Source organism: Mycobacterium lacus (assembly GCF_010731535.1).
GTDB lineage: Bacteria > Actinomycetota > Actinomycetes > Mycobacteriales > Mycobacteriaceae > Mycobacterium > Mycobacterium lacus.
In genome coordinates, this window is the sequence record NZ_AP022581.1 from 3,385,055 (window position 1) to 3,397,486 (window position 12,432).

Genomic DNA, 12,432 nt, shown 5'->3' on the forward strand with positions numbered 1-12,432 from the left:
CCCAGCTTCAGATCTCGAGACTGGACAGTTGCCCGATGATCTGAGCGGCCAACGGATTCAGCGTCGCCATTCCGTCGCGCACCGCGTAACGGGAACCGGCGAGGTTGACCACCAACGTGCTCCCGGAAACGCCGGCGAGCCCGCGTGACAATGCGGCGTCGATGATGCCGGCGGATAGGCCCGACGCGCGGATCGCTTCCGCGATGCCCAGGATTTCCCGATCCAGGATGTCGCGGGTGGCCTCCGGGGTCACGTCACGCGGCGTGACTCCGGTCCCGCCGACCGACACCACCAGGTCCACCCCGCCGATCACCGCGGTATTCAACGCGTTTCGGATCTCGACCTCGTCGGCCTCGACCGCCACCACGCCGTCGACGACGAACCCCGCCTCGGCGAGCAACTCGGTGACCAACGGGCCGCTGTGGTCCTCGTCGCCGTGCGCCGTGCGGTCGTCGACAACGACGATGAGTGCCCGGCCGACGACCAACTCCGCACGCTGTTCCATGGGTGCCACCGTATATCCGAGGTCCGACAACTGCGCGTCGACTCTCATCACTGCTCCGCCTTGCCGAGCGTGACCTGCACGGTGCGGCTGCCGCCCGAGGGATCCTGGTAGGTCAGCGACACTCTGTCGCCGGGCGCCTTGGACCGCACCGCGGCGACCAGGGCGTCGGCGCTGTTGATCGGGCGGTCCTCGACCTTGGTGACGACGACGCCCTTGGGCACTCCGGCGTTCGCGGCCGCGCCACCGGCCACTACCTCGACAACCTTGGCACCCGGGACGCCCTTGTCGGTGGTTACCTGCACGCCCAGCGAGGCATGGGACGCCTTGCCGGTGCTGATCAACTCGTCGGCGATGCGCTTGGCCTGGTCGACCGGAATCGCAAAGCCGAGGCCGATCGAGCCGCTCTGCGCGTCGCCCGAATCGGCACCCAGGGTGGCGATGGCGGAGTTAACGCCCACCAACTGGCCGTTCATGTTGACCAACGCCCCGCCGGAGTTACCCGGGTTGATCGCGGCGTCGGTCTGAATGGCGTCCAGCACGGTGTTCTGGTTGCCGGCCTCACCGGTGGTCGATACCGGCCGGTTCAGCGCGCTGACGATCCCCGTGGTCACCGTGCCCGCCAAACCCAGCGGCGAGCCGATGGCCAGCACCGGCTGACCAACCCGCAGATCCGACGAGGAACCCAGGGAAATCGGGGTGAGCCCGGAGACACCCGGCACCCGGATGACGGCGATATCGCTGGTGGGATCCGCCCCGACCACGGTGAACGTTGCGGTACGGCCGTCGGAGAAAGTCACCGTCGTTTTGGGCGGCGGGCTGCCGACGGGGGGTTTGGCGGCGGCCGCGATGACGTGGTTGTTGGTCAAGATCAGCCCGTCGGCCGACAGGATGATGCCGGAGCCCTCCTCGGACTGACGGCCCAGATCGGTCTCCAGCATGACGACGCTGGGGACCACCTTTGCGGCAACCTGTTCGACGGAGCCAGGCGGCATGTTTGCTGCCGGGACACTGGGAGCCCCACTGGCTGCCACCACGCCGCCGTCGGGGCCCGCGGGTGACCGGTTGAGCTCCACGAACGATGCCGCCGCCCCGCCGATACCGGCGGACACCACCGCGATGGTCAACGCGCCGATCGCCAACATGCCCGCCCGAGGCCGCCGCTGGTGAATCACCGTGGGAGGGGGGCCCATTGGCGGAAGCATCCCGGGTATCGGAACCGGCCCGGTGCCCCTGGGTATCGGGCCTTGCCCGGTGCCGCCGGGGATGGAACCCGGCCCCGTACCACCGAACGTGTCGAAGCCCTGACGGAATTGGGTTGGGTGGGGAGGTTGCGATGGCTGGGGCCGTTGGTAGCGCCAGTCGAACTGCTGGCTATATGTTTGCTGCCCCTGAGCATAAGCGGGCGGCACAGGCTGATTAGGCGCGGTACGATGTCCCGGCTGCTGCGGCGGTGGCGAATACCTCGGGTGATTCGTCATGTCGCTAAGTCGCTCTTTCTCTACTGGGCATGGGCCTGCGTGTTCAACAGTAACGGCAACTACCTTGCCCGCGCGGACTGAGAATCCACTGAGATAACGTTCGCCGGACCCCGAGAGTTCGCCGTCTTGACCATGGGCACGGTTCGAGCCTCGGCCCGGGCCGTCGGCGGCGGCGGCGTCGGCATCGGCCGGCCCGGTAACAGCACGTAAAACGACGTTCCCGGCGGCTGACCTCCCGGCACGGTGTCTTCGACGCGTACCGACCCACCGTGGTTGAGCACCACCTGCTTGACGATCGCCAGCCCCAGGCCCGAACCGGGCATTGCGCGTGCCGACGCCGACCGGTAGAACCGTTCGAACACTAGGCGCCGTTCCTGCGGTGGGATGCCCGGTCCATGGTCGGAAACCACCAGCTCGGTATGCGACGGGTCCAGCTGCCTCATCCTGACGCCGACATGACCGCCCGGCGGGCTCCACTTGGCTGCGTTGTCCATCAGGTTCAGCACCGCACGCGACAACCCGGCTGCGTCGCCGTAGACCTGCCATCCAATCACCTGAACGTCGAAGTGAATATCGTTGCGCCGCCGCCTGACTCGCTCCAGGCTGCGATCGATGACCTCGGACAGGTCGACCGTCTCATACACCACATCGCCGGCGTCGTCTCGCGTGAGATCCACCAAATCGCCTACCAGAGTGGACAATTCCTCGATCTGAGCCAGCACATCGGCGCGCAGATCGACCATCTCCTTTTCCGGTAGCCGCGGTGCTCCGGGTTCCATCGAGGCGATGAGCAGCTCGACGTTGGTGCGCAGCGATGTCAGCGGGGTGCGCAACTCGTGTCCGGCGTCGGTAACCAGCCGTGCCTGCCGTTCCCGAGACTCGGCCAACGCGCGCAGCATCAAGTTGAATGCCTCCGTGAGCCTGGCCAGTTCGTCGCTGCCGAACACGGGGATGGGGCGCAGGTCGTCGGTGCGCGCCACCCGCTCGGCTGCCTCGGTGAGACGACCCACCGGACGCAGCCCGGCCCGGGTGACCATCCCTCCGGCCACCGCGGCGACCGCGACGCCGACCCCGCCGACCATCAGCAGCACAAAGCGCAGTTTGCTCATGACCGCCTCGGTCGGTCGCAGGCTCTTGGAGATCAACAGCGAACTGCCGTTGGGCAAATGGATGGCCAGCACCCGTTGATCGGCCGCGGTGCGCCGCGACATGAACAATTCGCCGCGGATGACGGCCTTCTCGGCCGATCCGACCGGCAGGGTCTGACCCGGCTGGTTAGCGGTGTAGATCGAGTGGCCCGGGTTCACCAGCATGGCGTTGACGTCCGAGTAGGCGGTGCCCTCGATGGCCTTTCCTGGATCGGCGGCCAGCGAGCCGCTGGCGATCAGCAGCTGCGCCCGGCTTTGCAGCTGGTTGTCGATGTCGCTGTACAGCGCGGCCGCTATCACGGCGTAGACAGCGAATGACATCAGCACGACCACCATCGCCACCATCGACATGGCCAGCAGCATCACCCGCCACCGCAGGGACAACGAGCTGGTGGCTCGCAACGGTGCGGCGGGGCCGGGCGCTGGGGGTCGCTGCCGAGTAAACCCGACAGCTCGCAACGGTGCGCGGCCAACCCGGCGAGGCCGGCGGAACCGGATCATCAGGGGGGCGTTTCGCGTAGCACGTAACCCACCCCGCGCACGGTGTGGATCAGCCGCGGCTCGCCGTCGGCCTCGGTCTTGCGGCGCAAATACCCGACGTAGACCTCCAGCGCGTTACCCGAGGTGGGAAAGTCGAATCCCCACACCTCCTCGAGGATGCGGCTACGGGTGAGCACCCGCCGCGGATTGGCGATCAGCATCTCCAGCAGGGCGAATTCGGTCCGCGTCAGGCTGATCCGGCGTTGCCCGCGGGTGACTTCGCGGGTGACCGGGTCCAGGGTCAGGTCGGAGAACCTCAGGGCCACCGACTCGGCGGGGTCGTCGGGCCTGGTCCGTCGCAGCAGCGCCCGCATGCGCGCCAACAGCTCCTCGAGGGCAAACGGTTTCGGCAGGTAATCGTCGGCGCCGGCGTCCAGGCCCGCGACCCGCTCGGAAACCGAGTCGCGGGCGGTGAGGACCAGGATGGGCAGGTCATCGCCCGTGCTGCGGAGCTGGCGGCACACCTCGAGGCCGTCCAGGCGCGGCATCATCACATCCAGCACGAGCGCGTCGGGCCGATCGCTGGCAATCATGTCGAGGGCCTCGACCCCGTCATGGGCCAGCTCGACAGAGTAGCCGTTGAATGACAGCGACCTGCGCAGCGACTCGCGCACTGCGCGATCGTCGTCGACGACAAGAATCCGCACGGACACTAGTTTCGTACCAGCGCCTGAGACAGGCCTGAGAGGCGCGCCGTAGCCGGGCTAGCGCTTGTCGAGGTCGATGAGGCCGAGGCGGGCGGCTTTGAGCAGCCGGCGGGGAACCTTGTGCTTGTGACCAGCCACCGTCACTCCGACGAGCTCGGTCTTGGCAGCCTTCCACTGCGAGCGCCGGCTTCGGGTGTTCGCGCGCGACATCCTGCGCTTGGGTACCGCCATGGTGGGGCCTTACTCCTCGATTGGGGTTTCGGTCGGGCATGTCGCATGGCATGGCCTCCCGGCCGAACGGCGACGATTGGTTCTTAGGGTAGTCGGTGACCCGCCGCTGGCCAAAATGGGTTCGAGGCGGGTATTCACCCGTCGTTATGGATGCGGCTATGCTGACCTACCGGTTGGTTGGTCGCGCCACAGAAATGGTCCCAATGAAGGGAGGATGCGCATGGCTCCTGTTTCCGGTGCCGTGCGAATCGGGAACTGCTCGGGCTTCTACGGGGACCGCCTGTCAGCCATGCGCGAAATGCTCAGCGGCGGCGAACTCGACTACGTCACCGGCGACTACCTGGCCGAGCTAACCATGCTGATTCTGGGCCGCGACCGGATGAAAAACCCCGACCGCGGATATGCCAAGACCTTCCTGGCCCAACTGGAGGAATGCCTGGGACTGGCGCTGGACCGCCGGGTGCGCATCGTCGCCAACGCCGGCGGCCTGAACCCCGCCGGGCTGGCCGACGCGGTACGCGCCCTGGCCGAACGCCTGGGTATCGGAGCCCGGATCGCGCACGTCGAAGGCGACGACCTGCAGCCCCGCGCGGCCGAACTCGGCCTCGGCGCGCCGCTGACGGCAAACGCCTACCTGGGCGCCTGGGGCATTGTCGACTGCCTGAGTGCCGGAGCCGACGTCGTCGTTACCGGCCGGGTCACCGACGCCTCGGTGACCGTCGCGGCCGCGGCCGCGCACTTCGGCTGGGGCCGCACCGACTACAACCGGCTTGCCGGGGCGGTGGTGGCCGGTCACGTCATCGAATGCGGCGTCCAGGCCACCGGGGGCAACTACTCCTTTTTCGCAGAAATCCCGGAGCTGCTCCACGCCGGCTTCCCGCTGGCCGAGGTCGACGCCGACGGCTCGTCGGTGATCACTAAGCACCCGGGTACCGACGGAGTGGTCAGCGTCGACACGGTCACCGCGCAGCTGCTCTACGAGATCACCGGCGCCCGGTACGCCAACCCCGACGTCACGGCGCGGATGGACACCATCGAATTATTGGCCGACGGCCCCGACCGGGTCCGCATCAGCGGCGTGATCGGCGAACCGCCGCCGCCCACACTGAAGGTGTCGCTGAACAGCATCGGCGGATTCCGCAACGCCATCACGTTCGTGCTGACCGGCCTGGATATCGAGGCCAAGGCCGATTTGGTGCGGCGGCAACTGGAATCCAGCTTGACCGTCAAGCCCGCCGAGTTGCAGTGGACCCTGGCCCGCACCGACCACCCCGACGCCGACACCGAGGAAGCCGCGAGCGCCTTGCTGCACTGCGTCGTCCGCGATCCCGACCCGGCGAACGTGGGACGCCAATTTTCCTCGGCGGCAGTCGAATTAGCGTTGGCAAGCTATCCCGGGTTCACCATGACCGCCCCGCCGGGCGATGGACAGGTCTACGGTGTGTTCACTGCGGGGTACGTCGACGCCCAACAGGTGCGGCACATCGCGGTGCATCCCGACGGTACGCGCACCGAAATCGCCTGCGCCACGGAAACTTTGGAATTGGTGCCCGCCGATCCCCCGCCGTTGCCGGAGCCGCTGCCTGCCGGCCCGACGTGCCGGGTGCCGCTGGGCCGCATCGCCGGCGCCCGCAGCGGCGACAAGGGCGGATCGGCCAACGTCGGGGTGTGGGTCCGCACCGACGAGCAGTGGCGCTGGCTGGCCAACACGCTGACGGTCGAGCAGCTCAAGGAGCTGCTGCCCGAGACCGCGGACCTTGATGTCACCCGCCATGTGCTGCCCAACTTGCGGGCGGTCAACTTCGTCATCGAGGGGATCCTCGGCCAGGGTGTTGCCTATCAGGCGCGCTTCGATCCGCAGGCCAAGGGGTTGGGCGAATGGCTGCGCAGCCGCCATGTCGACATCCCGGAAAGGCTTTTGTGAGCATCTGGAACACGCCCGAACGCGAACAGCTGCGAAAGACGGTGCGCTCGTTCACCGAACGCGAGATCCTGCCGCATATCGATGAATGGGAGCGGATCGGCGAGCTGCCGCGCGACCTGCACCGGCGCGCCGGGGCGGCCGGGTTGCTGGGCGCGGGCTTTCCCGAAACGGTCGGTGGTGGCGGCGGAGACGGTGCCGATCCGGTGATCATCTGCGAAGAACTGCACCAGGCCGGCGCACCGGGCGGCGTCTTCGCATCCTTGTTCACCTGCGGCATCGCGGTGCCGCACATGATCGCCTCGGGGGATGCGCGGCTGATCGAGACGTTCGTGCGGCCGACGTTGGCCGGGGAGAAGATCGGCGCGCTGGCCATCACCGAACCCGGCGGGGGTTCGGACGTCGGGCATCTGCGGACCAGCGCGGTGCGCGACGGCGACCACTATGTGATCAACGGCGCCAAGACTTACATCACGTCCGGGGTTCGCGCCGACTACGTCGTCACCGCGGTGCGCACGGGTGGGCCTGGCGCCGCCGGGGTTTCACTAGTGGTGGTCGAGAAGGGGACCCCGGGTTTCGAGGTCGCCCGCAAGCTGGACAAGATGGGCTGGCGCTCTTCGGACACCGCCGAGCTGTCCTACACCGATGTGCGGGTACCGGCCGCCAATCTCGTCGGGGGCGAGAACACCGGATTCGCCCAGATCGCCCGTGCGTTCGTCTCCGAGCGCATCGCCCTTGCCACGCAAGCGTATTCGAGCGCACAGCGCTGTCTGGACATCACCGCGCAGTGGTGTCGCGACCGGGAGACGTTCGGCCGCCCGCTGATCTCGCGCCAGTCGGTACAGAACACGCTCGCCGAGATGGCCCGCCGCATCGACGTCGCCCGCGTTTATTCGCGCAGCGTGGTGGAGCGCCAACTCGCGGGTGAAACCAGCCTCGTCCCGCAGGTGTGCTTCGCGAAAAACACCGCCGTCGAGGCCGGGGAATGGGTTGCCAACCAAGCCGTCCAGCTCTTCGGCGGCATGGGTTACATGGCCGAATCCGAAGTCGAACGCCAATACCGGGACATGAGAATCCTGGGCATCGGTGGCGGAACCACCGAAATCCTCACCGCTCTTGCCGCCAAGCTTCTGGGGTATCAATCGTGATTGCACCGCCTCCTCCTCATCGCTCCGCTCTGCATCGTCGGCGGTGGTCGTGACCGTGCTGCAGTCCACGCTCGACCGAAACGCTCCTGCCTACGCCGAGGCCGCGTCGGCGGCGATCGCACGGCTCGAAGAGATCGACGCCGAACTCGCCAAAGCGCTTGCGGGCGGTGGCCCCAAGTATGTCGACCGTCACCATGCCCGCGGCAAGCTGACCCCCCGGGAACGCATCGAGCTGCTCGTCGATCCGGACTCCCCGTTCCTGGAACTGAGCCCGCTGGCGGCGTACGGCAGCGCGTTTGCGATCGGAGCCAGCCTGGTCACCGGTATCGGCGCGGTCTCCGGTGTGGAATGCATGATCGTCGCCAACGACCCCACCGTCAAGGGCGGCACCAGCAATCCGTGGACGCTCCGAAAAATACTGCGGGCCAACCAGATCGCCTTCCAAAACCGGCTTCCCGTGATTTCGCTGGTGGAATCCGGCGGGGCGGACCTGCCCACGCAGAAGGAAATCTTCATCCCCGGCGGGCAGATGTTCCGAGATCTGACCCGGCTCTCGGCCGCCGGGATCCCCACCATCGCCCTGGTATTCGGCAACTCCACCGCGGGCGGCGCCTACGTCCCCGGCATGTCCGATCACGTGGTGATGATCAAGGAACGCTCGAAGGTGTTCCTGGCCGGTCCCCCGCTGGTGAAGATGGCGACCGGCGAGGAGTCCGACGACGAATCGCTGGGCGGCGCCGAAATGCACGCCCGCATTTCGGGTTTGGCCGACTATTTCGCCGTCGATGAGCTCGACGCGATCCGGATCGGGCGGCGCATTGTGGCCCGGCTGAACTGGGTCAAACAGGGACCCGCCCCGCGGCCCGTGACCGAGCCGCTGTTCGACTCCGAGGAATTGATCGGCATCGTACCCGGGGACCTGCGCATCCCATTCGACCCGCGGGAGGTGATCGCCCGGATCGTCGATGGGTCCGAATTCGACGAGTTCAAGCCGCTGTACGGATCGTCACTGGTGACGGGCTGGGCCCAGTTGCACGGCTATCCGCTGGGCATCCTGGCCAACGCGCGCGGCGTGCTGTTCAGCGAGGAGTCGCAGAAGGCCACCCAGTTCATCCAGCTGGCCAACCGCGCCGACACCCCACTGTTGTTCTTGCACAACACCACCGGCTACATGGTGGGCAAGGACTACGAGGAGGGTGGGATGATCAAACACGGATCAATGATGATCAACGCCGTGTCCAACTCGACCGTTCCCCACATCTCGCTGCTGATCGGCGCGTCGTACGGCGCGGGCCACTACGGCATGTGTGGCCGCGCCTACGAACCCCGCTTCCTGTTCGCCTGGCCCAGCGCCAAATCCGCGGTGATGGGCGGCGCCCAGCTGTCGGGCGTGCTGTCGATCGTGGCCCGAGCGGCCGCCGAGGCTCGCGGACAGCAAGTCGACGAGGCGGCCGATGCCGCGATGCGGGCCGCCGTCGAGGGCCAGATCGAAGCCGAGTCGCTGCCGATGGTGCTGTCCGGGATGCTCTACGACGACGGGGTGATCGACCCACGCGACACCCGCACCGTGCTGGGAATGTGTCTGTCCGCCATCGCCAATGGCCCGATCAAGGGAACGTCGAACTTCGGCGTCTTCAGGATGTGAATCCAATGTCAATCACTCGAGTCCTGGTGGCCAATCGCGGCGAGATCGCCCGGCGGGTGTTCGCCACCTGCCGACGGCTGGCGCTGGGCACCGTCGCTGTATACACCGACCCGGACGCGGGTGCGCCGTACGTCGCCGAGGCCGACGCCCGGGTGCGGCTGACGCGAACCAACGACTATCTGAATGCCGAGGCGATCATCGCGGCCGCTCGCGCCGCCGGTGCGGACGCGGTGCACCCCGGCTACGGATTCCTTTCGGAAAACCCCGAATTCGCGGCCGCGGTCGAGCAGGCGGGCCTAACCTGGGTCGGGCCGCCGGTCGATGCGGTGCGCGCGATGGGCTCCAAGATCGAGTCCAAGAAGCTCATGGCCGCCGCCGGGGTTCCGGTGCTCGACGAACTCGACCCCGACGCCGTCACCCAGGCGCAGCTTCCCGTACTGGTCAAGGCCTCCGCGGGCGGCGGCGGTCGCGGGATGCGGGTGGTTCGCGAATTGTCCGCCCTGCCGGCCGAAGTCGCCGCCGCCCGGCGCGAAGCGCAGTCCGCGTTCGGCGACCCCACCGTGTTCTGCGAGCGTTACCTGCCCGCCGGGCACCACGTCGAGGTTCAGGTCCTCGCCGATACGCACGGCACCGTGTGGGCCGTCGGGGAACGGGAATGCTCGATCCAGCGACGCCACCAGAAAATCATCGAAGAGGCCCCGTCCCCATTGGTCGAACGCACACCCGGTATGCGCGCCAAGCTCTTCGACGCGGCCCGGCTGGCCGCCGCCGCGATCGGCTACACCGGCGCCGGCACGGTGGAATTTCTCGCCGATGAGGACGGCGAGTTCTACTTCCTGGAGATGAACACCCGGCTGCAAGTCGAGCACCCAGTGACCGAAGAGACCACCGGACTCGACCTGGTCGAACTCCAGCTCATGATTGCCGAGGGCGGCCGACTCAATACGGAACCTCCTGCCGCCCAAGGGTATTCGATCGAGGCCAGACTCTATGCCGAGGACCCCGCGCACGACTGGCAGCCGCAGGCCGGCCTGGTGCACACCATCGACGTGCCGGGGGTTCGGGCGCAGTTCTGCACGCTGGGACGGCGGACGGGGATCCGGCTGGATTCCGGGATCGTCGACGGGTTCACGGTGTCGATCCACTACGACCCGATGCTGGCCAAGGTCATCTCGTACGCGCCGGCGCGCCGGCAATCGGCGCTGGTGCTCGCCGACGCGCTGGCCCGCGCCCGCCTGCACGGCCCGCGCACCAACCGCGACCTCTTGGTGAACCTGCTGCGTGATCCCGCGTTCCTGGACGGCGCTACCGACACCGCGTTTTTCGACACGCACGACCTGGCGAGGCTGTCGGCGCCCCTGGCCGACGCCACGACGATCCGGTTGTCGGCGATCGCCGCCGCGCTGGCCGACGCCGCGCACAACCGGGCCGTCGCCCCGGTCTTCGGCTCGATTCCCAGCGGCTGGCGCAACCTGCCGTCGGGCTATCAGCTGAAAACCTACCGCGACGACAACGACACCGATCACCGCGTCGAATATCGGTTCGCGAGAACCGGACTGGAACTGCCCGGTGACCCGAACGTGCAACTGGTCTCGGCCACCGTGGATCAGGTCGTGCTCGCTGAGGATGGGGTGGCCCACAGCTTCTCGGTTGCCGGCCACGGCGCCGATATCTACGTCGACTCGGCACGCGGACCGGTGCACTTGGTCGCGCTGCCCCGCTTTCCCGAGCCGGGTTCGGCCGTCGAACAGGGATCCCTGGTGGCACCCATGCCCGGCGCCGTCATCCGCCTCGGCGCCCAGGTGGGCGACACCGTTACCGCGGGTCAGCCGTTGATCTGGCTGGAGGCGATGAAGATGGAACACACCATTGCCGCCCCGTCCGACGGCGTGCTCACCCACCTCAACGTCAATGCCGGCCAGCAAGTCGAAGTCGGCGCCATTCTCGCACGAGTGGAAGTGCCCCCAAATGGCCTAGCAGAAGGAGATTCGTCATGACCGACACCAGCTTCATCGAAAGCGAGGAACGCCAGGCCCTGCGCAAGGCGGTGTCGGAGTGGGTGTCTAATTATGGCTACGAGTATTACCTGCAGAAGGCGCGAGCTCACGAACACACCAGCGAGTTATGGGCCGAGGCAGGCAAACTCGGGTTTCTCGGAGTGAACCTGCCGGAGGAGTATGGCGGCGGCGGCGCCGGAATGTACGAGCTGTCGCTGGTCATGGAGGAGATGGCCGCCGCGGGTAGCGCACTACTGCTGATGGTGGTGTCGCCCGCCATCAACGGCACCATCATCGCCAAGTTCGGCACCGACGAGCAGAAGCGGCGCTGGCTGCCCGGCATCGCCGACGGCTCGTTGACGATGGCCTTCGCCATCACCGAGCCCGACGCCGGGTCCAACTCGCACAAGATCACCACGACCGCGCACCGCGACGGCAGCGACTGGATCATCAAGGGCCAGAAGGTCTTCATCTCCGGCATAGACCAGGCACAGGCCGTGCTGGTGGTCGGCCGAACCGAGGAGGCGAAAACCGGCAAGCTGCGCCCGGCCCTGTTCGTGGTGCCCACCGACGCGCCCGGCTTCACCTACACCCCGATCGAGATGGAGCTGGTCAGTCCCGAACGCCAGTTCCAGGTGTTCCTCGACGACGTCCGGCTGCCCGCCGACGCGCTCGTCGGGGCCGAAGACGCGGCCATCGCACAGCTTTTCGCCGGCCTGAACCCGGAGCGGATCATGGGCGCGGCCAGCGCGGTCGGGATGGGACGATTCGCGCTCGGCAGGGCCGTCGACTACGTCAAGACCCGCAAGGTCTGGTCCACCCCGATCGGCGCGCACCAGGGCCTGGCACATCCGTTGGCGCAGTGCCACATTGAGATCGAACTCGCCAAGCTGATGACGCAAAAGGCCGCGACGCTCTACGACCACGGCGACGACGCCGGCGCCGCCGAGGCCGCCAATATGGCGAAATACGCTGCCGCCGAGGCGTCGTCGCGCGCGGTCGACCAGGCCGTGCAGTCGATGGGTGGCAACGGGCTGACCAAGGAATACGGCGTGGCCGCCATGATGACCTCGGCCCGGCTGGCGCGGATCGCGCCGATCAGTCGCGAGATGGTACTCAACTTCGTGGCGCAGACATCGCTGGGTCTGCCCCGGTCCTACTGATGACCCGGT

Annotated in this window: 10 protein-coding genes; 5 read left to right on the plus strand and 5 right to left on the minus strand. The window is 67.5% G+C overall.

All coding sequences use genetic code 11. From position 1 onward, the window contains the following. Positions 1 to 7: 7 nt before the first annotated feature. From G6N24_RS15545 to rpmF, 5 genes are all read right to left on the minus strand, one after another. Positions 8 to 553: a MogA/MoaB family molybdenum cofactor biosynthesis protein gene (locus tag G6N24_RS15545; protein WP_085162613.1), complete on the minus strand. Its 546-nt coding sequence runs from the start codon at positions 551 to 553 to the stop codon at positions 8 to 10. Beyond that, on the minus strand, positions 553 to 1,983 hold the full coding sequence (locus G6N24_RS15550; protein WP_085162614.1) for a S1C family serine protease: 1,431 nt from the start codon (positions 1,981 to 1,983) through the stop codon (positions 553 to 555). The genes G6N24_RS15545 and G6N24_RS15550 overlap by 1 nt, the downstream gene beginning before the upstream one ends. A 59-nt stretch (positions 1,984 to 2,042) precedes the next feature. Next, on the minus strand, positions 2,043 to 3,494 hold the full coding sequence (locus G6N24_RS15555; RefSeq protein WP_232070583.1) for a HAMP domain-containing sensor histidine kinase: 1,452 nt from the start codon (positions 3,492 to 3,494) through the stop codon (positions 2,043 to 2,045). A gap of 137 nt (positions 3,495 to 3,631) precedes the next feature. Beyond that, entirely contained in the window at positions 3,632 to 4,318 is a 687-nt protein-coding gene (gene mprA / locus G6N24_RS15560; RefSeq protein ID WP_085162616.1) for a two-component system response regulator MprA, read from the minus strand. A 57-nt stretch (positions 4,319 to 4,375) separates the two neighbouring features. Further along, complete coding sequence (gene rpmF, locus G6N24_RS15565) at positions 4,376 to 4,549, minus strand: 50S ribosomal protein L32 (protein WP_085162617.1); 174 nt, start codon at positions 4,547 to 4,549, stop codon at positions 4,376 to 4,378. A 241-nt stretch (positions 4,550 to 4,790) separates the two neighbouring features. On the opposite strand from rpmF, the gene G6N24_RS15570 reads away from it, so the two are divergent. The 5 genes from G6N24_RS15570 to G6N24_RS15590 are packed head-to-tail and all read left to right on the plus strand — an operon-like array spanning position 4,791 to position 12,423. Next, positions 4,791 to 6,473, plus strand: a complete 1,683-nt coding sequence (locus tag G6N24_RS15570; protein ID WP_139822599.1) for an acyclic terpene utilization AtuA family protein — start codon at positions 4,791 to 4,793, stop codon at positions 6,471 to 6,473. Continuing rightward, positions 6,470 to 7,618 (plus strand): acyl-CoA dehydrogenase family protein, encoded by a 1,149-nt coding sequence (locus G6N24_RS15575; RefSeq protein WP_085162618.1) that lies wholly within the window; start codon positions 6,470 to 6,472, stop codon positions 7,616 to 7,618. Before G6N24_RS15570 ends, G6N24_RS15575 begins: the two co-directional genes overlap by 4 nt. 55 nt (positions 7,619 to 7,673) lie before the next feature. Next, positions 7,674 to 9,263, plus strand: a complete 1,590-nt coding sequence (locus G6N24_RS15580; protein WP_139822600.1) for an acyl-CoA carboxylase subunit beta — start codon at positions 7,674 to 7,676, stop codon at positions 9,261 to 9,263. Positions 9,264 to 9,268: 5 nt separating this feature from the next. After that, on the plus strand, positions 9,269 to 11,260 hold the full coding sequence (locus tag G6N24_RS15585; protein ID WP_085162619.1) for an acetyl/propionyl/methylcrotonyl-CoA carboxylase subunit alpha: 1,992 nt from the start codon (positions 9,269 to 9,271) through the stop codon (positions 11,258 to 11,260). After that, positions 11,257 to 12,423 (plus strand): acyl-CoA dehydrogenase family protein, encoded by a 1,167-nt coding sequence (locus G6N24_RS15590; protein ID WP_085162620.1) that lies wholly within the window; start codon positions 11,257 to 11,259, stop codon positions 12,421 to 12,423. Before G6N24_RS15585 ends, G6N24_RS15590 begins: the two co-directional genes overlap by 4 nt. Positions 12,424 to 12,432 lie beyond the last annotated feature (9 nt).